Origin of the sequence: Brevibacillus halotolerans (genome assembly GCF_026891775.1) — a bacterium.
Lineage (GTDB): Bacteria > Bacillota > Bacilli > Brevibacillales > Brevibacillaceae > Brevibacillus_B > Brevibacillus_B halotolerans.
In genome coordinates this window covers 68,300-90,489 of sequence record NZ_JAPTNK010000010.1, presented here as the reverse complement: position 1 = coordinate 90,489, position 22,190 = coordinate 68,300, and the positions used below count along the sequence as shown (strand labels likewise).

The 22,190-nt window shown below is 42.9% G+C and carries 18 protein-coding genes; 11 read left to right on the top strand and 7 right to left on the bottom strand.

What is annotated here, in order from left to right:
* The first annotated feature begins 65 nt into the window (after positions 1-65).
* From O0550_RS13995 to O0550_RS13955, 9 genes are all read left to right on the top strand, one after another.
* The gene (locus O0550_RS13995; protein WP_258426658.1) at positions 66-1,295 is read left to right on the top strand and encodes a PucR family transcriptional regulator; all 1,230 of its coding nucleotides are present in this window, start codon (positions 66-68) and stop codon (positions 1,293-1,295) included.
* A gap of 157 nt (positions 1,296-1,452) precedes the next feature.
* Positions 1,453-2,580 carry an alanine dehydrogenase gene (gene ald / locus O0550_RS13990; protein ID WP_003334490.1) on the top strand — a complete coding sequence of 376 codons (1,128 nt, stop codon included), beginning with the start codon at positions 1,453-1,455 and terminating at the stop codon, positions 2,578-2,580.
* 162 nt (positions 2,581-2,742) lie between these two features.
* Positions 2,743-3,831, top strand: coding sequence for a quinone-dependent dihydroorotate dehydrogenase (locus O0550_RS13985; protein ID WP_096887074.1), 1,089 nt, complete (start codon positions 2,743-2,745; stop codon positions 3,829-3,831).
* Positions 3,832-3,998: 167 nt separating this feature from the next.
* The gene (locus O0550_RS13980) at positions 3,999-4,925 is read left to right on the top strand and encodes a ketopantoate reductase family protein (protein ID WP_258426657.1); all 927 of its coding nucleotides are present in this window, start codon (positions 3,999-4,001) and stop codon (positions 4,923-4,925) included.
* Positions 4,926-4,963: 38 nt separating this feature from the next.
* Entirely contained in the window at positions 4,964-5,914 is a 951-nt protein-coding gene (locus O0550_RS13975) for a 4-hydroxy-3-methylbut-2-enyl diphosphate reductase (protein ID WP_022585544.1), read from the top strand.
* Positions 5,915-5,998: 84 nt separating this feature from the next.
* Positions 5,999-7,216: an MFS transporter gene (locus tag O0550_RS13970; RefSeq protein ID WP_003341033.1), complete on the top strand. Its 1,218-nt coding sequence runs from the start codon at positions 5,999-6,001 to the stop codon at positions 7,214-7,216.
* A gap of 259 nt (positions 7,217-7,475) precedes the next feature.
* Positions 7,476-8,045 carry a TetR/AcrR family transcriptional regulator gene (locus tag O0550_RS13965; RefSeq protein ID WP_003341032.1) on the top strand — a complete coding sequence of 190 codons (570 nt, stop codon included), beginning with the start codon at positions 7,476-7,478 and terminating at the stop codon, positions 8,043-8,045.
* A gap of 96 nt (positions 8,046-8,141) precedes the next feature.
* Positions 8,142-9,389, top strand: coding sequence for an efflux RND transporter periplasmic adaptor subunit (locus O0550_RS13960; protein WP_258426656.1), 1,248 nt, complete (start codon positions 8,142-8,144; stop codon positions 9,387-9,389).
* Positions 9,382-12,489 carry an efflux RND transporter permease subunit gene (locus O0550_RS13955; protein WP_258426655.1) on the top strand — a complete coding sequence of 1,036 codons (3,108 nt, stop codon included), beginning with the start codon at positions 9,382-9,384 and terminating at the stop codon, positions 12,487-12,489. Before O0550_RS13960 ends, O0550_RS13955 begins: the two co-directional genes overlap by 8 nt.
* Before the next feature lie 125 nt (positions 12,490-12,614).
* On the opposite strand, the gene O0550_RS13950 is transcribed toward O0550_RS13955, so the two are convergent.
* The 7 genes from O0550_RS13950 to O0550_RS13920 all read right to left on the bottom strand — a co-directional run bounded on the left by O0550_RS13950 (position 12,615) and on the right by O0550_RS13920 (position 18,840).
* Positions 12,615-12,947 (bottom strand): spore coat protein, encoded by a 333-nt coding sequence (locus O0550_RS13950; RefSeq protein ID WP_003334500.1) that lies wholly within the window; start codon positions 12,945-12,947, stop codon positions 12,615-12,617.
* Between the two features lie 29 nt (positions 12,948-12,976).
* A complete protein-coding gene (locus O0550_RS13945) occupies positions 12,977-13,267 on the bottom strand; it encodes a hypothetical protein (protein WP_003341029.1) in 291 nt (96 codons plus the stop codon).
* A 155-nt stretch (positions 13,268-13,422) separates the two neighbouring features.
* The gene (locus O0550_RS13940) at positions 13,423-14,250 is read right to left on the bottom strand and encodes a nucleoside/nucleotide kinase family protein (protein ID WP_003341018.1); all 828 of its coding nucleotides are present in this window, start codon (positions 14,248-14,250) and stop codon (positions 13,423-13,425) included.
* 119 nt (positions 14,251-14,369) lie between these two features.
* On the bottom strand, positions 14,370-15,218 hold the full coding sequence (gene proC / locus O0550_RS13935) for a pyrroline-5-carboxylate reductase (protein WP_003341014.1): 849 nt from the start codon (positions 15,216-15,218) through the stop codon (positions 14,370-14,372).
* 28 nt (positions 15,219-15,246) lie between these two features.
* A complete protein-coding gene (locus O0550_RS13930) occupies positions 15,247-16,548 on the bottom strand; it encodes a glutamate-5-semialdehyde dehydrogenase (RefSeq protein WP_258426654.1) in 1,302 nt (433 codons plus the stop codon).
* A gap of 26 nt (positions 16,549-16,574) precedes the next feature.
* Complete coding sequence (gene proB / locus O0550_RS13925; RefSeq protein WP_258426653.1) at positions 16,575-17,720, bottom strand: glutamate 5-kinase; 1,146 nt, start codon at positions 17,718-17,720, stop codon at positions 16,575-16,577.
* A gap of 382 nt (positions 17,721-18,102) precedes the next feature.
* Entirely contained in the window at positions 18,103-18,840 is a 738-nt protein-coding gene (locus tag O0550_RS13920) for a hypothetical protein (RefSeq protein ID WP_258426652.1), read from the bottom strand.
* A gap of 246 nt (positions 18,841-19,086) precedes the next feature.
* Between O0550_RS13920 and O0550_RS13915 the strand changes: the two genes are divergently transcribed.
* Positions 19,087-19,500 (top strand): hypothetical protein, encoded by a 414-nt coding sequence (locus O0550_RS13915; RefSeq protein WP_003334513.1) that lies wholly within the window; start codon positions 19,087-19,089, stop codon positions 19,498-19,500.
* Between the two features lie 254 nt (positions 19,501-19,754).
* Positions 19,755-22,163 (top strand): 3-hydroxyacyl-CoA dehydrogenase/enoyl-CoA hydratase family protein, encoded by a 2,409-nt coding sequence (locus O0550_RS13910; RefSeq protein ID WP_258426651.1) that lies wholly within the window; start codon positions 19,755-19,757, stop codon positions 22,161-22,163.
* The last annotated feature ends 27 nt before the right edge of the window (positions 22,164-22,190 follow it).

The window sequence follows — 22,190 nt, the reverse complement described above, 5'->3', positions numbered from 1 at the left end:
TAATGAAGAGACAAAAGGATGATAACGGATCCATGTAGGTAACTAAAAAAGCGGGGAATTCATGTATGCAGCAAAATTTGTTTGAGCAGTACCAGCATAGTGATATTGATGAATTGGCAGATGTTATAGGTGAATTACTACAAAATCCAATTACCATTGAAGATTTGGATCATCGACTGATTGCTTATAGCTCTCACGGTGATAGTACCGATCCAGCGCGTTGGTCTACGATTATGGGACGGCGTGTGCCAGAAACAGTATTAGCAAGGCTCTGGAAGGATGGCGTTTTTCAACAGCTCTTTTCGCAAAAGGACCCCGTACATATTCCTGAAAAGAAAGAGATTGGACTTGGAAAACGGGTTGCAATTGCGATACGCAGAGGCAATGATATCTTGGGCTATATCTGGGCGCAGGAGGTAAATCGTGCCTTGACCTCCTGGGATGATGAAATTCTTCGTCAGGCTGCTAAGGAAGCGGTGCCTCGACTGCTACAACGACAAGGAAAGCGCAAAGCCGAGCAGGATAGACAAAAAGAATTCCTCTGGGAGCTTTTACTTGGTGGACATAGCGAGGAGACGAAACTGCAACAGAAGGCGATTAATCTACACATGAAGATTGTTCCTCCATTGATGGTTTGTACCATAGAGGTTCTGGAAGGCAAGGGTGAACAGCTGCACCAATTGCTTTATCCTCTATTGATGCGAGATAAAATGTATAGCTTAACAGATGGTTCTCAGCTGATTTTGCTTATGCAGCACCCTAAAGGGCAAGCTGCTACAGAAGACGTGTTGGTTACTTATTCTGAGCAATTTTTAGGGGAATGTATGTCCAAGCTCACAGATAAGTTTGGAAAGGGAAAAGCCCATATTGGCTGTGGCCGCCCGGTTTGTTCCCTTATTGAAGGGCGTCAAAGCTATCAAGAGGCTTTGCAAATGAATGTGATCAAACGGCTGTTTCCTCAGGAGACAGAGCGGATACTGAGATTTCAGCAATTGGGAATCTACCGTTTCTTGCCTCAGATGAAAAGCTGGAATAAAGAACAAGCCTACAAGAATGATCAGCTAGCTAAACTGCTTTATTATGATCAAGAAAACCAAACGAATTTAACCGAGACGTTGGAGGTCTTTCTCGATCATGTCGGAAAGGTTAACCGAACAGCGGCTCATCTGCATATCCATATTAATACGCTTAGCTATCGTTTAAAGCGCATTGAAGAAATCATGCAGATTGATTTAGATGATCCGAACCAGCGATATTCGCTCTATATTGATTTAAAGGTAATGAAGCTGGGATAGTTCTTTTGCGCATTTGTGAAAATTCACAAACGAACGCTTTTTCTCTCAAAAGAATCTCTAATGCCCCCTTTATGAAAACGCTGTATTATTGAGAAGTGAAGAAAATATTGTAAGTGAAAGAGAACTGAGCAGGGGCTATCAAGGGGAGGATTTAATTATGATTATCGGAATTCCTAAAGAGATTAAAAACAATGAGAACCGTGTAGCGATCACGCCTGCTGGAGTGACAGCATTGGTACAAAGCGGTCATCAAGTATTAGTTGAAACAAATGCAGGGCTAGGCAGTGGATTTATTGATACTGAATATCAAGCAGTGGGGGCTACTATCGTTCCAACAGCAGCAGATGCTTGGGCAGCTGATATGGTGATGAAAGTAAAAGAACCACTTGCTTCTGAATATAACTATTTCCGTGAAGGACAAATTTTATTTACTTACTTGCACTTGGCACCAGAACCAGAATTGACCAAAGCATTGGTTGATAAAAAAGTGATTGCGATCGCTTATGAAACCATCCAAATGCCAAATGGCTCACTTCCGCTATTAATGCCGATGAGTGAAGTAGCAGGACGTATGTCTGTTCAAATCGGAGCTCAATTCCTTGAAAAGCCATACGGCGGTAAAGGTGTACTTCTAGGAAGCGTTCCAGGCGTTCCAAAAGGTGAGGTTGTCATTGTCGGTGGTGGTATTGTAGGTACTAACGCTGCAAAAATGGCAGTAGGCTTAGGTGCAAATGTTACGATTTTAGACATTAGTGCTGATCGTCTTCGTCAATTAGATGACCTATTTGGTGGACGTGTTCACACATTGATTTCTAACAGCTTTAACATTGCTAACGCAGTGAAAAAAGCAGATTTGTTAGTAGGAGCAGTTCTAATTCCAGGTGCTCGTGCGCCACGTCTGGTAACAGAAGAAATGGTAAAAACAATGGCTCCAGGGTCTGTGATCGTTGACGTTGCAATTGACCAAGGTGGTTCTATTGAAACGATTGATCGCATCACTACACACGATAACCCAACCTATGAAAAGCATGGGGTTATTCATTACTCAGTAGCCAATATGCCAGGAGCAGTAGCTCGCACATCTACACTTGCTCTAACAAATGTAACTGTTCCTTATGCTGTGCAAATTGCTAATAAAGGATATGTGGAAGCAATCCGTAGCAACCAAGCTCTAGCAAAAGGTGTTAACGTTATTAATGGTCAAGTAACCTATAAAGCAGTAGCGGATACACACAATCTGCCATTTGTTTCTTTGGAAGATGCGTTACTAGTAGCAAGTAAATAAGAAGTTCCAGATTATAAAAATAATTCATTTGAAAAAGTGCCATACTTTTTGTTAAAAAAGGTATAGCACTTTTTCTTTTTTTGACTTTCTATCCAATGCCAAAGGTTTGTGGTATGCTCTTATATCGAGAACAGAATATGCGTTAGGAGTGAAGTGGCAACAATGTATAAGCACCTAAAAAAGTTTATCTTTAAAATGGACCCTGAATCGGCACACGAGAATGCGATTAATGGACTACGAATGGCTGACAGCATTCCTTTAGGCAAAAAGGTATTAAACATGATGTATGGCTATGAAAATCCAATGCTCGTAAACAAAGTATGGGATATCATTTTCCCTAATCCGGTAGGACTGGCGGCTGGGTTCGATAAAAATGCCGAGGTGTATATTCCGCTCGGATTAATGGGATTCGGCCATGTAGAAGTCGGCACGTTAACTCCGCTAGCTCAACCAGGTAATGACAAGCCGCGTTGTTTTCGCTTAAAGGAAGATCAGGCGATTATCAACCGTATGGGTTTTAATAACCACGGTGTACAAGCAGCAGCGAAATCCTTGAGTCATTATCAGGATGCCTGCATGCCAGTTGGGGTAAACATTGGAAAAAATAAACTAACTCCTAATGATCAAGCAGCAAGTGACTATGAAAAATGCCTCGAAGCGCTCTATCCCTATGGTCATTATTTTGCGATTAATGTAAGCTCACCTAACACTCCTAACTTACGTGACTTGCAGGAAGTAGATAGTTTACGTCATCTTTTGCGGACAATCCGTAAGAAGGCGGATCAGCTAGAGAAATACGGTGCGAAGCGTAAACCAATCCTTTTAAAAGTAGCCCCAGACATGTCGGATGAGCATATGAGCGATGTTGTTTATGTTGCTTTAGAAGAGGGAATGGATGGTTTGATTGCTACCAACACTACTCTGTCTCGGGAGAGTGTTTCCGATCGCAGGCTGGCGAAGGAAGCAGGGGGACTGAGTGGTCCAATGCTATTGCCACGTGCAACCGAATGCGTTCGTGATATTTATAAAGCAGTAGGCGACAAAATGCCTATCATTGGGGTAGGGGGTATCTTCACTGGTGATGATGCGTACCGCATGATGAGAGCAGGTGCGTCTATGACCCAGATTTACACGAGCATGATCTATGTGGGACCTGGTGCTGCCACAGAGATTAACAAGCGTTTGGTTCAGCTTATGAAGCGAGATGGATTTACGCATATTAGTGAAATTATTGGGATTGATCATAAATAAAGATGCAATTCTGCTAAAAGGAGTTCTTTCGTTTTGAAAGACTCCTTTTTTATATGCCGATTTTTCTACACATTGCTTTCAAAAATTCTGCTTGGGATTTCCCAAAAACCAGCTACAATATATGTGAGACGATACAATAAGAGAAATGATTATAGGGGGTTAGTGTAATGCGGATACTGATGGTAGGTGCGGGTGCAATTGGTGGATATTTTGGATGTCGTTTAGTGGAGAGTGGCAGAGATGTTACTTTTCTTGTACGTCAAAAACGTAAGGAACAACTAGAAGAGCGAGGTCTAGTTATTCAAAGCGTAAATGGCGATTCCACAGTCCAACCCGCCTTATTAGTAGCTGGAGAAGAAGCGCCCCCTTTTGATGTCATTATGTTATCGCCAAAAGCATACCATCTGGAGGATGTAATCAATGATATTACTCCCTATGTAGGTGAGGATACGATGATTATCCCGCTTTTAAATGGAATTGCTCATATGCAGCCATTACAGGAGCATTTTGGGGCAGAAAAGGTTTTGGGCGGATTGTGTTTTATAGAAACAACGCTAAGCGCTGACGGGGATATCGTCCAAACTAGTAAGGCTCACAGGCTCGTTTTTGGGGAATGGAATGGTGGTACGTCCGAGCGAGTAGAGCGATTATATGAGTATGTAAAAGGAGCGAATGCGAGCTTCGAATTATCCCATAACATTCAGCGGGAGGCTTGGCAAAAATATTTGTTTATTACGATGCTATCAGGCATTACCACCTTGATGAACTCCGCAGTAGGACCAATTCGCGATTCTCCATTTGGAATTGAGCTAACGAAACAAGTAACAGAGGAATGTGTGAGAATCATGATGGCGATTGGCGCACCTATCTCTGCTGACATGGTAGATCGTGTGATGGAGACTTTTAAGCAACAAGGCTATAAAATGAAATCCTCTATGCTACGGGATATGGAAAAACGTCTGCCAATTGAAGGAGAGCATTTGCAGGGGTACTTGCTACGTCTTGCCGAACAGCAGGGAATAGAAACACCAATGCTGCGAATTGTTTATAATAACGTAAGAATTTATGAACAAAAGCGTCAAAGCACATTCTAATGTTATAATAAGGGGCAGAAAAGGAGGGCTATGCTGAAATGGAAGTTGTAAAAATTGCTCCCCGTGGTTATTGCTATGGCGTAGTGGATGCCATGGTACTGGCTATTAAAACGGCAAAAAATCAAAATGTACCGCGCCCTATCTACATTTTGGGAATGATCGTGCATAATGCGCATGTGACAGAAGCCTTTGAACGTGAAGGAGTTATCACGTTGGATGGAGAAGATCGTCTAGCGCTTTTAGATAAAATTGATCACGGAACCGTTATCTTCACTGCTCATGGAGTATCGCCAGAAGTCCGCAAAAAGGCGAAGGAAAAAGGTCTGACGGTTGTGGATGCTACTTGTCCTGATGTAACGAAAACGCATGATCTCATTAAAGAGAAGGTGGAGGAAGGCTACCATATTCTCTATATTGGTAAAAAGGGACACCCTGAGCCAGAGGGAGCCATTGGGATAGCGCCTGATCGTGTTCATTTGGTTCAGACGCTGGAGGATTTGCAAAACGTCCACATTACGACTGACAAATTGGTGGTCACCAACCAAACAACGATGAGCCAATGGGATGTCAGACACATTATGGAAGCTATTGTAAAGAAATACCCTTCGGTAGAGGTGCACAATGAAATATGCATGGCTACACAGGTTAGACAAGAAGCGGTAGCAAAACATGCTGGAAAAGCAGAGGTAACGATCGTTGTAGGTGACCCTCGAAGTAATAATTCCAATCGTTTAGCGCAGGTTTCAGAGGAGATTGCGGGGATTCCGAGTTATCGCATTTCTGATCTGTCTGAGCTTAATATTGAGTGGCTGAAGGGGAAAAAGAGTGTATCTGTTACTGCGGGTGCATCTACTCCAACACCATTAACAAGGGAAGTTATTGCTTTTCTTGAACAGTTTGATGAGCATGATCCTTCTACGTGGGAAAAAGTACGGACAGTTAATTTCGGTAAGCTATTACCTACCGTAAAGGAAGAGAAAAAAGAGTAAAAGTAGCAATCTGATACAAAAACAGCTTCTTCGGTAATTCCGATTGAAGCTGTTCTTTATGTGGAAAGTAGAGGAGAAAACTGCATGAACAGCAAAAATAACCAGCATACTTTTACAAACGAAAGCGCTTCAAATGCTTATGTAGCCTTAGGTGGGCTTTATATCTTTTTGTATTACGCTATGGGTGCTTACTCGCCTCTACTAACAGAGTACTTTAAATCTATTCATTTAACTGGAGTTGAAATTGGTACTCTTAGTTCGATCACTCCTGTAGTATCCTTGCTGCTACAGCCCGTTTGGGGAATGATTTGTGATCGCTTTCAGGTTCGGAAAAAGGCGCTGATTCTAGCACTTATCGTTGTAGCCTGCGTCTCATTTTTGTTTACCTTTATTCATTCGTACGCATGGGTGTTTTTTACCATTGCGTTCTGGTCTGTTTTTCAATGCGCGGCTATCCCGATTTCAGATAGCTTAACACTTAGCTATGTAAGCAAGCGCTCCATGCATTTTGGCAGTATTCGTTTATGGGGAGCGATTGGATTTGCTATTGCCGCTTTTCTTACTGCCTTGGCTGTTCAGCAGTGGGGTCCATCTGCTATTTTTTACAGCACAGGATTTGCTTATTTTATCGCTGTACTCTTTTTGATCAGAATTCCCGATGAGCGAATTGAGCGAAAGGCGATCACGCGTAATAGCTTTAAAGAGGCCGGGACGCTTTTTAAAGGTCCGCGCTTTATCCTCTTTCTCGTCTCTACATTTTTCGTATTTGGTCCAATGACTGCTCATAATACCTGGTTTAATCTATACTATCAGCATATCGGTGGAGAGATTGCCACATTAGGACTTGCTTTTTTACTGTTTGCAGGTAGTGAAGTACCTTGTATGAAGCTGGCATCAAGCCTTGTCAAAAAAATAGGTCTGGAGCAAACACTCTTATTTGCTTGCCTTGTCTCTGGTGTCAGGTGGTTTTTCTACGGATCAGCTCCTAGTACGACAATTGTCTTAAGCTTATTTTTCCTACAAGGATTATCAGTTGGGCTATTCCTCGCTACGGCTGCTCAATATGTACGGGATAATACACCGCTTGCCTTGCAGGTAACAGCTCTAGCCCTATTTGCTTCATTTGGACAGGGATTAGGCTCCATGGTTGCTAATTACACAGCAGGCTGGGTTATGGAATATTACGGTATTTTGCGTACGTATACATTCTTTGGGATTTCTACCTTACTCGGAATCATCCCTTTATTGCTCATCTGTTATGGTCCTTGGAAGCGCCGTTCAGAAGAGGTTGCTGCAAAATAAGATACAAGGTTAGAATCGGAAACAATATAACTGAAAACCGACTGAAAGGCCCATGTTAGAAGGTCTTTCAGTCGGTTTTTTTATGGTCGAAACGTGATTAGAAAACAAAAAAAGAGAAAGAGAATTCAACTTTTTACGTTATACCTTATGATATAAAGCGCTGCTGCACGATATCACTTACAATAATTGACAATCATCAGAGCTGTGATTTATACTCGCCTTACAGAATGAAAATTCATTCCGCAAAGGAGTACAGGATGTGTCGGAATCTAAACGCGATTTAATCATGAAAGCTGCACTAATTCTTTTTGAGGAACGAGGCTTTGATGGGACAACAGTTCCGATGATTGTAGAGAAAGCGGGAGTTGGTGCCGGTACTCTTTATCGGTATTTCGAAAATAAGGAGTCGCTCGTCAATACCTTGTTTCAAGAATGTGTAGTGGATTTACTAGAGACTGTAAAAAAAGGATATCCTCATTCTTCTGAAGATGTATATGAGCAATTTCAACACATTTCCAATCAGGTGATTAGCTATTTATTGAACAACATGTATGCATTATTGTTTCTTGATTCACATGCGAATAGGCATTATCTGGACGAGGCTAGTCGCCAATCCTACAATATGCTACGGGATTTCTTTATTGACTTTATTCATCAGGGCCAACAAAAGAACATCATTCGCCCACTACCTGCTGAAGCATTGCTTACGATCGTTGACGGTGCCTTTATTGCTTTAAATAAGGCTATTCGATTTTGCGAAATTAAGAATCCATCAGAATTAATTGCAGGTGTACAAGAAGCATGCTGGGATGCGGTCAGAATTCATTAATTCAGACCCCTCTTATCAAAACGGAATGAATATTCATTCCGATCCCAAGTCAGTTTTCACAATCTAACAGATTTAAAATATAGGAGTGATAAGAACATGAATGCTACCGTACAAAAAAGGTTTTGGATTCTACTCATACTCTCCCTCTCGATGATCGTGATGACGGCATGCAGTAAAGATAAGGAAGCAACTGTTCAACCGCAGCAGGCGAAAATAGTTGTAGCAGAGACAATTAAAGCGAAAACATTTAAAGAGATGAGTGAGCTTTCCGGAACGCTTGCTCCCAAGGAAGAAACAACGTTATCTTTTGAAGTAGCAGGAGAGGTCAAGTCCCTACCATACAAAGAAGGGGATCAAGTAAAAAAAGGGGACATTTTGGCCCAGCTTGATTCCACAGATTACTCTCTCCAGCTAGCTTTGGCCGAGGCTCATGTATATGGTGCAAATGCTAATTTGGCTAAAGTTAAAAATGGCTTCAGAGAACAAGAGGTTCAGCAAGCAAAAGTAGCGGTTGATGCAAAGAAAATCTTGCTGGAAAAGGCACAAAAAGATTACATACGCATGGAGCAACTCTATAAGAGTGGTGCGATCCCCCAAACTGAGCTTGAAAATGTCAAAAATGCACTTGAACTTGCTAAAAAAGACTTTGCTTCGGCCCAGCAATCCTACTCGCTTGTAATGGCAGGGGCCCGGACGGAAGATATAAGCTCGACACAAGCAAGCTATCAGGGCGCTGTTGTTGGTCGAAATCAGGCCGCAGCCACTCTAGCAAAAACACAGATAAAAGCTCCGATTACGGGAACAGTACTATCCAAATTAGTGGATGTGGGACAACTGGCGAGTCCGGGCGTTCCTGTTTACCGTATCGGAAACATTACCCAACTGAAAACAGTTTTACCCGTACCTGACAGGGATATATCCGCCTGGAATGTAGGAGATACAGTCGAATTTACACTGTATGAGCAAAAACGAACAGGAAAGGTCTCAAAAATCTATCCGGCCACCAATGAGCAGACAGGTACGATTAGCGTAGAAGTTGTGATTGATAATGCAAAGCATGACTGGTTTCCCGGACAAGTAGTGAGTGCCAAGCGCGCCTTGTTACAAAAAGAAGGAATTTTTGTGCAGGTCGAAGCTGTTTTTAGCCGAGGGTCCGGTCCTTTCGTTTATGTGATAAAAGATGGTAAAGCCAGAAAGACGCCTGTTGCCATTGGCCAGTACGTTGATAACTTTTTGGAAATTACATCAGGGCTTCAAGCAGGAGATATGCTGATTACGAAAGGTGCTGACCGATTGCTCGACGGTGACATTGTTGCCGTGGGAGGGGGCAAACAGCATGATTGAGTATTTCATCAAAAAGCGAAAAATAACGCTTGTCTTCTTTACGATGGTGGTGCTGATCGGGATATTCGTCTCCCTCTCACTTCCTAAGCAGGAATCACCAGACACCATTGTCAGTATGGCTACGGTCACAACCATTTACCCAGGGGCCACTCCAGAAAAAATGGAACAAACCGTAACAAAGAAATTGGAAGAAAAGATCAATGAGGTTCAAGGCATTAAATCAATTAGCTCCGAATCCCGTTCGGGGGTATCCCTTATTACCGTTCGGTCAGAGAGTAAAGTCGAACCGAAAAAGGTATTTGAAGAACTGCGGAAAAAAGTGAAGGATGCTGAGGCTGATCTACCTGAGGAAGCAGAGCAACCAATCATTAATGATGACATGAGTCGTACGTTTATCCAGACCTTTCAAATTACGGCCGAATCATTTGAGGAAATCCTTCAGCTACGCGATACACTTGATCTTTGGAAGGATCAGCTTCGTACCATACCTGGTGTTTCAGAGGTCTCTATACTCGGTCTGCCAAAACAGGAACTAAAAATATATGTAAATGCCCAAAGATTGCAACAATACAAAATTTCCTGGACGCAGGTAATGAATGCTGTTCGAACGAAAAACGAAACGACGCCACTTGGGGACGTTAACGTTGACACCCGTAAATATCAGCTTACGTTACCTGTTAGCTACAAGACTGACACATTCAACAAAGTAATTGTAACCCGTACAAAAGAAGGAGTGCCTGTTTATCTTCAGGATATCGCGACGATTTCAGACAGTACCAAAAGACTTGAATATCGAACCTATTATAACGGGAAGCCTGCTGTGACGGTCAGCATAAATGCCGAATTGGGAAGCGATGTTCCTGGTGTTCAGAAAGCCATTGATCAAAAGCTAGAAACGTTAGAAAAGAATCTTCCTTCGTGGGCAAAAAAAGAACCTGTTTTTTCCCAGATGGATCGAATTGATGAGCTTTTCTCTGGACTGTTTCACGAGATGCTGATTGCCATTGTGGCCGTTCTTTTCATATGCACGCTAGGCCTGAACCTGACGACATCCATGATGGTGGCATTGGCGATTCCAATCTCATTGGCAGCAGGGATGGCTGTCCTTCCCTTCTTTGGAATTACACTCAATCAAATGACAATCTTCGGGCTTATCATTGTACTTGGTATTCTAGTGGATGACGCAGTAGTGGTGAATGACAATATCGAGAGAAGGCTGTCTGTACTGGGGGAAGATGCGTATACGGCTTCCGTACTTGGAACCAAAGAGGTTTCGGTTTCGATTATCACAGCTACTCTCGCTACGGTCTCGGCGTTTGGGCCAATTATTTTTCTTCCTGGAGATGCGGGGCACTTTATCTTTCCCGTTCCGGTGATCATCATCTTTACGATGCTAGCCTCAATGCTCATGTCACTTACGATAGTTCCTATTTTTAGAGAATGGAACCAGAGACGGAACAAAAAACAGACAAACTACCAAAAGCCAGCCGGTCTATTAGGCAAACAAATCAATTCCTTGATCCATTGGTATGGAGATCGCGTCATGCCGATTATGCTGAAGAATCCATTAAAAACAGGAGTCACTGGGGTATTGATAGCAACCGTATTTTATGGACTGATTACATTTATACCTGTTCAACTTTTTCCAGATGATGACAGACCACAGATGGTTGTCAACATTAGCACGCCTATTGGTAGTAATTTGCAGGAAACAGATCGAATTGTTCAGGGTGTTACAGAGTGGATTCAGAAGCAGCCGCATATTGAAAAGGTCTCTGCTTTCGTGGGTGGGAATGGGCCACAGATGATTCCGAGTGCACCCCCTGTCGGATCAGGAGAAAATATGGCACAATTGGTGGTTACATTTGATAATAAGCAGATGGATTCAAGAAAAATTCTGGAGCCGTGGATGGCACAGTTTAAACAGATGTACCCAGAAGCAAATATTATCCCCTATAGTGTAAAGGCCGCGATGTATACAGGAAGTCCGGTAGCCATTCGGGTGTATGGAGACGATTTGGATCAGCTATACGCCATTTCGGAGCAAATAAAACAACTGATTGCCGAGACGAAGGGAACCTATAATATAAACGATACTCTGGGTAACGAGCAATATTCCCTGCAATTCAATGTGAATCAGGGAAACATGGATAAGAAGCTGATCAGTGAAGCTGACTTAACACGGACATTACGTCTGATTAGCCAAGGAATTCCTATGGGCCAATTTGATAATGGGAAAAATTTAGTTGATCTCACTCTGCTTGCGGATCAGTCGGGAATGACGACTCAGCAAGTCTTTCAACAGCTCACGGTTCCCAACGTTCAGGGGCAGCTCATTCCTGTCTCTCAGATAGCGGAAATGAAGCCAACCTTATCATTACAGAATATACCTCGCTACAATTTATCACGCAGTGTCACGATTACAAGTGATGTAGGAGATCGGACGGCAGATGATGTGATGAGGGAATTGAAAGAGAAGATGGAGAAGCTAGAATTACCAGCAGAGTATGCATGGAATGTAACGGGTGAAACAGAAGAGGAAACCGATATTTTACTTGATTTAGGAATGCTGGCGGTTGTAGCCGTTTTCCTCATTTTTCTCTTGATTGTCATACAGTTTAATTCATTATCCATTCCTATTTTGGTCATGAGTACGGTTTATCTGGCGATTTCTGGCAGCTTAATCGGGTTATTTATTACAAGAACACCAATCGGATTTATGACAGTGGCGGGCTTTATCTCCTTGTCTGGGATTGTTGTGCGAAATGGGATTGTCTTGATTGAGTTTATCGAGGAGGCAAGACATACTGGTCTTGAACTGAAGGAAGCAGTTATTGGAGCTGGTAAAGCCCGATTGAGACCGATCCTGTTAACATCTGTGGCAGCGATAGCAGGGCTTACACCAATGGCGATTACGGGGAGCGTGATGTTCAAACCGCTCGCTATTACTATCATTTCTGGTTTGTTGTTCTCTATGCTGCTAACACTGATTGTGGTTCCATCTCTGTACACGGTTCTTGCAATTGGCAAGCAACGGAAAATAGCAAGAAAGAAGGCTCGGGAACAGATAAATAGCCAACAGGTTGAAAAGTCATTGTAAATCAAGGCTTCCTCAGTGTCATAAAAAAGTAAAAAGGGAATGGATAGCGAGTCAACTGATTTATGACTGCTATCCATTCTTTTTTACGTGTCTTTACAAGACTACGATAAGCTTTTCGTTGTTGATTAATGGTTATATGGGAATTGAGTTGAATATCCGCTAAATTGCTGATGAGCTTGTGTTACTTTTTGCTGATCTGCTGCTTCAAGCTTATACCAGCCCTTTTGAAACATACAATTATATAATTCACGGGCTGATTGATGAGTTTCCGTTAATAATTGCATATAGGCTTCATGTAATTGCTGGTGACTTGCTTCTCGTACTGCATCATTTAAGCTATCAGTTAAATATTTGCAGGTGCTAAGCGCATCATTGATATAATCGCGATCGTTCATTTCAGGGCCTTTGACCTTTGGCAATTGATTGGATTGCGGATTCGCAATTTGTTTGTTTTGCATGAGGAAGACTCCCTCCCTTTCCTAGAAAATTATTGCATCTGTGGCAACGTTTTGATGACATTTGTATTATTGATAGTAAGGTGTGTTAACAGTTGCTCATAATGCATTTGGTGCATGTAGCCCGTTTTGTTTAACAAATCTTTAATCTGAGGGTCCTGTACCTGCTGTGCGAAATAATGCAGCTTCTTAAAGGCGTTTAACTCCCAGGACATAGCATCCTTTAGGTAAGATAAATCCTTGCCCGTAATGACTGTAGGTGGAGTGGGGAATGGAATTTGTTGATTTTGGGTGTTGGCTAATTTAGAAGAGATGGTTTGCATAGTGGAAAGCCTCCTTTCAAATCTGGACAGTTTACAGGGATAGCTTTTGTTTGGACAGAAGGTTTCATACGAGACAAAAAAGCCCTTTCCAAAGCCAAATCGGCCTGTTAGGAAAGGGCTATGATGTATGTATTTTCATGCTTGATCGGGTATGTCTACTTTGAGTTGTCGCTTGTAGCTTGGATGAATTGCAAAGCGATTATTTCAAAGTCGATGCTGGCTGGAGCGATGAATAAGAAGTATTCTAGCTCCTCCTGTAATTGATGCTGTAGCTCAATTAACCGAGAACGTAAATCTTCTCCAAGCTTTGCTTGTACAGATAGTGCTACCTCAAGGCGAGGCATGGCTTGAAATGTATAATCCACCCTGTGCACTTTCACGACAGTGCTATTTCGATAGCAGGCCTGCTGTACCAGTTTCCGCAGTACCTGTTCATGAATTTGAATCCGGCCTTGGGAAAAGGAAGGTTGAACAACTGTGGTTTCACCCATGTGTTTTTTAGAGGCAAAGATTTGCCATGCTGAATCAACAATCCGTTTAAATAAATCCTTCTCCACTTCTACACGTGGAATAGGAATTACGTGCTGACCCATTGTTTCACGAACATAGCGGGCTGCTTCAATCTCTTTTTCAGGTTTAATCGCTTCTATTGGGATGTATTCCGTTACTTCCGGCAAATCGAGCGCAGTGATAATCTTTCCAATCATCCGTGTTGAGGTGCCTAAAATTAAAATCTTCTCAATAGGAAGCTTGTGCAGAACGCGCTGTACTTCATCCACATGATCTGAAAAATGAAAGATAGCGCGTTTTACTGCACGAATTTTTGTTTTTTCATATTTAGCTGAGTAGCCTGCAACCTTACGACCTTGATAGATAAGAATTCCATCATCAATGATGGCATCAATGTGACGTGAGTGAGCGAGACTTAATGCACTGGTGCTTTTACCTGTACCACTAGGGCCATAGAGAGCATATACTTGCACAAACTTCCCTCCTCCACTTTTTTATTCAGTATAGCATGGATTAATCAAGCGCAGGGAGAAAAGCGGGGTGCCGAATAGAAGCACAGCGAAATCGCTTTTAGAAGTCTGAGATGACTTTTTTACCGATAAGGCGCCCCTAGCTCTCGTGCTCGCTCAGTAGCTCGCAGAATGGCTTCTGTTATGGCTTGTTTAAAGCCGTGCGACTGCAATACCTCTAGGCCTGCCTGTGTAGTTCCGCCTGGACTAGTTACTTTTTTACGCAGGACCGCTGGCTCTTCCTTGGTCGCGATCAACATGTGAGCGGCGCCAAGCAATGTTTGTACGGTTAGCTCCCGGGATATCTCTTGGGAAAGACCCGCTTGCTGTCCAGCACCCTCCATGGCTTCCACAAGATAATAAATATAAGCAGGCCCACTCCCAGATAAGCCAGTGATAATATCTAATTCTTGTTCGAAAACGATACACACATGACCGATTGCTTGAAATAAACATTCTGCTATAGCCAGATGTTGCTCAGACGCAAATTTACCAGCAGCTATTCCAGTTGCGGATAAACCTACGGCTGAAGATGTGTTTGGCATCGCACGAATGATTGGACATTCGACGCCAAGCCATTCCTGAATAGAGGAAGTAGGGACTCCGGCAATGACAGAGATAATCAAATGATCAGGAGTTACGTACTCACGCAGGGTCTGGCATGCTGAGGCGACGTCCTTTGGTTTCATTCCCAAAATGATCACTTGAGACTGTAGAAGCATGGTTGATAAATCACGAGTTGGGATCACTCCGTACTGTTCTTGTAGTTCACGGAGCCTAGCATCATCTGAATGATTAGTCACATAGATGCTATTTGCAGGTAGTAAATGTTTAGCGGTGATACCTTTTACAATGGCTTCTACGATGGAACCTGCTCCCATAAAACCTACGTGAAGTTGTTGGCATATCTGGTTAGCTTGATGATCGTTCATGAGAGAGATCTCCTTTCGTAAATAACAATTACCTTGTTTGTCCGTTTCCTAAGACACGATATTTAATGGAAGTCAATGCTGTTAGACCCATCGGACCGCGAGCATGCAATTTTTGTGTGCTAATTCCAATTTCAGCTCCAAAGCCAAATTCTCCACCATCTGTAAAACGTGTAGAAGCATTATGATAAACAACAGCAGCATCTACGGCTTGCAAGAAGCGTTCTGCTTGCATTTGATCCTCAGTCAAAATTGATTCCGAGTGCTTGGTTCCATAAGTAGCGATATGTTCCAAGGCCTCATCTATATTCGTAACCGTTTTAACAGCAAGAATGGTGTCTAGGAATTCAGCATGCCAATCCGATTCGGTAGCTAAGACAAAGCGATCGCGTAGCTCTGGGTGGGAAGCCATTGTTCCTTCGCATACGCGTAGCTCTACGCCTGCATCTAGCAGGGATGTCAAAAGAGCTGCGGATTGATCATGTCCAAAATCCTGATGGATGAGTAAGGACTCAAGAGCATTGCATACAGCAGGACGACTTAGCTTAGCATTTTGTACGATAGCTTGGGCCATAGCCGAATCAGCGGATTGATCAATGAAGATATGGCAATTACCTACTCCGGTCTCAATAACAGGCACAATGGAGTTTTTCACAACACGATTTATTAGGGATGCTCCTCCACGTGGGATGATCACGTCGATAATTCCATGGAGGCTGCACATCACATCTACCGCTGCCCGATCGGTCGTAGCAAGATACTGAACCGCTTCATGTGGCAGCCCAAGATTTTGAAGGGCGGTTTGAATACTTTTTACCAAAGCTAGGTTAGAACGAGTGGTTGAGGCACTACCGCGCAGTACAACGGCATTTCCTGTTTTTAGTGAAATGGCGGCCGCATCTACTGTAACATTTGGACGTGCTTCATATATCATACCGACTACCCCTAGTGGTACACGTACGGAACGAATAGCCAAGCCGTCCTTTTGAACCCACTCCGCAGTTGTTTCGCCAATAGGATCAGCAAGAGCAGCTAAATCCTCTAGGCTATCAGCTAAGGCAGTAATTCGTTCGGGTGTTAGACTAAGACGATCAATTAAGCTCGTAAGCTGTCCACTTTCAATTGCCTTGTCAACATCCTGTTTATTTTCAGCTAAAATATAAGCTTGATCAGCTAAAAGCTGTTCTTTTATAGCGCGTAATGCAGCGTTCTTTTGTTCGCTGGTCAAAAGTGCCAACTTTCGTGAGGCTACTTGAGCTAATTTTGCCTGCTTCGTAACCTGATCAATCACCTGCTTGGAGGCTACATTCGTTTGGTGGTTTCCTTCTCTCATGTTTCCCGCTCCTTTTTTGCTTATTTTTATATGAGATGAGGCAGAGATACCCATTGATCTCGATGAATAGCTTCTGTAAAAGGTTTTTCCCTCTGCGGTTCACTGATGATTTGGCGCAGCAGTTCACTATCATAGCGACAGACACCTCGACCAATTAAACCAGTAGGAGCATACACTTCAACAACATCCCCCTGTGAAAAATCACCCTCTACACTGGTAATTCCCGCTGGTAGCAGACTGCTCTTGCGTTGCTGAATCGCTTCTTGGGCCCCAGCATCTACATGCAAGCGACCGGCGATAGCGGAATGCAGGGCAATCCACTGCTTCTGTGTAGAAACACTCTCGCGCTTTTCAGCAGCATGAGTAGTAGAGGTGTCCGAATTTATTCCGCCAAAATCTCCAATATAGGTTCCTTCTCCTGTCCCATTGATAACATGCAATAAACTATCCTTGGAGGATAACCGGCCGATAAAGGTACGCGTGCCTACCTTTAAGGCCGTTTCAGCAGCAATTACCTTGGATTGCATTCCTCCAGTACCAAGAGATGAACCTGAACCGCCAGCTACTGCTTTAATTTCATCTGTAATGGTAGCGACCTTGTCGAACCGCTTTGCGTCAGGATTATTTCTTGGGTCTTTATTATAAATACCATCTGTATCAGTCAAAATGATGTAGATGTCAGCATGCAGCATACCAGCCACTAATGAACCTAACATATCGTTATCGCCGAACGTTAACTCGGCAACAGAGACAGTATCGTTCTCGTTAATGATAGGAGTGATGTTGCGTGAAAGGAGTAGGGACATCGTTTGAAACGCATGACGGTATCGTTCCTGATTAGAGAAGTCACTGCGAGTCAACAGAATCTGTGCGATATGATAGTTATAGGCAGCAAACAAAGCTGAGTAATGCTCCATCAAAATACTTTGTCCGATGGCTGCTGCGGCTTGCTTAGCTACGATGGTTCGCGGTCGTTGTTCATAGCCTAGCAGGCAATATCCACTTGCTACAGCTCCTGAACTCACGAGTACGACCTCGTGTCCTTCACCACGCAGAGCTCCAATGGCATCTACCAAGAGACTCATTTTTTGCTGGTCGCAGCCGCCTTGTTTTTTTGCTAAGGAACTGCTTCCTACTTTCACCACAATGCGCATTTTTCCGGTCTGATTCATGTTGATCTGCTCTCCTTTTTCATCTCTAACAAACAAAAAAACCTTCCATCCTTAGAAAAACATAAGGACGAAAGGTTTACTTTCGCGGTACCACCTTAATTAAATGCCGAACCAACCCTTACATGGATCGACATCTATCTTTACACTTAAGAAAGCCATATATGGCCGATAAGCGCTTTCCTTGATAACAGGGGAAAGAATCCTGTCTAGGTCATCCCTAGCCGCTCTGGGATGGGTTCAAGCTGTTTCATGCACGCGATCTTCCAGCCAATGGATCGCGTTCTCTGGAGCAGAAAGGGGGCTTTACTATTTCCCTTCAAAGCGATGAAGTATGATTATTTACATCATTATGATGGGGAGGACGGGAAAATGTCAAGGGACGTTACTGGAAATTTTCTTGTCCATATATGCCAGAGCGTTTTGTTATTTCGTACCGTTTGGATTCCTGATCCCGTCCTAAGTGATACCTCACAAGCGAGCTAGAGGATGCAACAGTAGGTGAAATTCCAGAAACCTCCACAATCAAACCGCTATTTTCAACAGAGACCTTCATATTCTGAGTAGAGATAAATACAGGATAGCGTTTTGTCGAAGTAGACAAGTAAACATGTCCATCAACGATTTTTGTATCCAAATGATCGTACAGGGCAACAGCTAATGGTCTGCTCCAATACTGCTGAAAGAAAGCGAGAATCCCATCTCTGGTATGATAAGGCTTTGGAAGCTGTCGATAAATGATCCCATCTTCTTTAATCTCTTTGCCATCAGGAAGGGTAGCGGCAGCATATTCTAAATCATTAATGACCTGTTCGGCTTTTTGTAAGAATACCGACACATCATTGAGATTTGTTTCCATATGAGTCATTGCTGTCGTTTGCCATTTAGCCTGTTCCTTTTTGGTACTGGCTGTTTTTATGTGATCTGATTTTTCAGCAGTTGTAGCAGAATCGTCCTTGGATTTATTGGTAGCACCTTTTGATTTGACTGTTTTCTCAGCCTTTTGGCTCTGTTCCTTTTCACTGGTATTCTTTGATTGCTCTGGTGGTTTACCACCTTTACATCCCGTTGCACCAGTTATAAGCAGAGCTATTATCAACGGAATATACCAATTTTTGTGCATAAAAAAGCACCTCGTTTCTCCTTTTTTGCTAGCTTTTGAGTAGGAAGGCGATTTCAAACCCGTTAGATTTTACTAAAAAAGGGCATGGAGGAAGGAGGAGATGGTTATGATAAGACAATATTGAAACGAGAAAAGGGAAAAAAGAACGACGAGGGGTTGTTTGTTGGCTGTTTTCCCACTATCATAAAAGGGATAAGCATTCGAAAATAGGGGGAAGCCCCGGTTTATTTGAGGTGGTCATAACGCATGTTCGGATTTGGAAATAAACAAAGAAAATTAATGACGTATGACGTATTGCTGGTAAAAACAAAAGATGGCAGAGGCCGTGACTTTTTCCAAGTCGCTTTTCACAGCTCTCAGGCCGCTGATATTATGAGTATGATTACGAAGCTGGAGAAATCCAAATACAATTCAACAGAATATCTAGGTGAGCTTGGTGATTTTAAGATTATTACGCATTATGAAGGGGTAGAAAGCATCAACATTCATGACACTGTAGACCCTGATTCGACACCTATTCAAATTCAAGATTTCGCAAATATGATGCTCCGTCGTTTTGAAATGCTTCAAGAAGCTGGCAAGCTGGAAGAAACAGAGGAGTTAGCTTTCTTTATGGGCGAATTAACTATGCTGCGCGATGAATCCTTTACATCATTATAGAATCTAACCAAATAGTGATGAAATTCAGAAAATAGGATTGCAAGGTATGGTTATTTGGTTTACAATGAATCTGAACAAGTACTTTTTTGGTAGTAAATGTCAACATTCCACAGAATCGAAAAAATAAGGCGATTTTTGTGGAATGTTTTTATAGGCAGATAATGAATGAGCATTCATTCAAGATGAAAAACGACACCAAATCTGCCTACCTGCTAAAATCAAGCCATGATACGGCATATGAAGGAGGAGACTTCATGGAACGCAAAATTAACAAAGCTGCGGTCTTGGGATCAGGGGTCATGGGAGCTGGTATTGCAGCCCATTTGGCTAACGTAGGTATCCCTACTTATCTGCTGGATATCGTACCGCGTGAACTGACGGAGGAAGAGAGCAAAAAGGGATTGACGCTGGATCACCCAGCCGTTCGTAATCGTATTGCACAAGCGGGTCGTGATCGACTGCTAAAGGAAAAGCCGGCGCCTCTGTATGATAAAGATTCCATCTCCCTCATCACAGTAGGCAATTTGGAGGATGATCTAGACAAACTAAGAGAAGTGGATTGGATCATCGAGGTTGTTGTCGAGAATGTAGATGTGAAAAAGCAGGTATTTGCTAAAATAGAAGCTTATCGCAAACCTGGCGCGATTGTGTCCTCTAATACCTCAGGTGTTTCCATCAATGAAATGTGTCAGGATTGTTCAGAAGAGTTCAAAAAATCATTCCTGGGAACTCACTTTTTTAATCCCCCTCGTTACTTAAAGCTCTTAGAAATTATCCCAGGTGAGCATACTGATCCAGCTTTAGTTGAATTTATGATGCATTTTGGAGAATTTGTACTCGGAAAAGGAACTGTTCTTTGTAAAGATACACCTAACTTTATCGCCAACCGCGTAGGTACATATGGTCTGCAAGTGTCCATTCAGGAAATGCTGCGTCTTGAGTTAGGCGCAGATGAAATAGATGCTCTTACAGGTCCATTAATTGGTCGTCCAAAAAGTGCGACGTTCCGAACCTTGGATGTGGTGGGTTTGGATACGTATGTGCACGTTGCAAAAAATGTTCGCGATAAAGCTACAGACGAAGCTGAAAAAGCCATGTTTGAAATTCCTGAGATCCTTACCAAGATGGTGGAAAATCGCTGGTTAGGTCAAAAGGCAGGTCAGGGCTTCTTTAAGCAGGAGAAAACAGCAGCAGGAAAAGAGATCTTAGTCTTGGATACGAGGACGTTGGAATATAAGCCAAGGGTAAAAGCGAAGTTTGCTTCATTGGAGGCGGCTAAGCAAGCCAAAACATTGCCACAAAAATTGCAGGCAATTGTGTATGGAAAAGATAAAGGCAGCGAATTTTTATGGAACGTATTGAAAAAGACAATGCTGTATGCAGCCGCAAAAGTACCAGAGATTGCAGATGACATTGTTTCAGTAGATAAAGCAATGAGATGGGGTTTTGGTTGGGAGCTAGGTCCCTTTGAAACATGGGATGCCATAGGTCTTGAAAAATCAGTAGCTCGCATGAGAGAAGAGGGCGAAACCATTCCAGCTTTGGTAGAGGAGCTATTGGCTAGTGGAAAAACCTCATTCTATGAAAAAGCGGAAGGAAAGGTTGCTGCTTTTCATATCGGCGGAGCCTTTAGAGAACTAGAAGAGAAAAAAGAAGTCATTAATCTAGCCGCTCTAAAAGAACAGGGCAAGGTGGTTGTCAAAAATGCAGGTGCGTCCTTAATTGATTTAGGTGATGGGGTTGCTTGCTTTGAATTTACCACCCCGCATAATGCGCTTGGCGTAGATATTTTGCAAATGTTCAATAAAGCAGCAGATGAAGTAGAGAAAAACTTCACCGGTATGGTGATCGGAAACCAAGGTAAGAACTTCTGTGTTGGATTAAACCTAGCGATGGCATTAATGGAGGCACAGGACGAAAACTGGTTTGAGCTAGATATGCTGGCAAAGAAATTCCACAACACCGTTAACCGAATACGTACAATGCCTCGTCCGGTAGTAGCTGCGCCGTTCGGAATGACGCTTGGTGGCGGAGTAGAGATTTGTTATATGGCTGATCAGGTGCAAGTAGCGGCGGAAACCTATCTGGGCTTTGTAGAAGTAGGCGTTGGTGTATTGCCTGGAGCGTGTGGTACCAAAGAAATGCTCTTTAGAGCGATGGAAAACATCCCAAGCGGAACTCCTACTCCTGTCGATGCCTTCCCATTTGTAGCACGAGCATTTGAAACCATTGCCATGGCGAAAGTATCCACCAGCGGTAAGGAAGCAATCAAATTAGGGTATATGCGCCCAACCGATCGCGTTTCAATCAATCAGGATCATCTGTTATATGATGCTAAACAAGCGGTACTAGAGCTTGATAAACGCGGATATACAGCTCCTGTTGAACGCCGGATTCCAGCTATCGGAACGACAGGATTTGCCTCATTACGCCAAAATATCTATGGATTGCGTGAAAGCGGCATGATCAGTGAGCATGATGAACTCATTGCAACGAAAATCGCTTATATCATGTCTGGGGGAGATGTCCCAGCAGGTACACAGGTTAACGAAACGTATATTCTTGAACTTGAGCGCCAAGGCTTCCTTGAATTAATCAAAACCCAAAAGACCCAACAGCGCATGCAGCATATGCTTGCTAAGGGAAAACCGTTGCGTAACTAAACGAGCGTCGGAAAAGAAGGAGGAGAA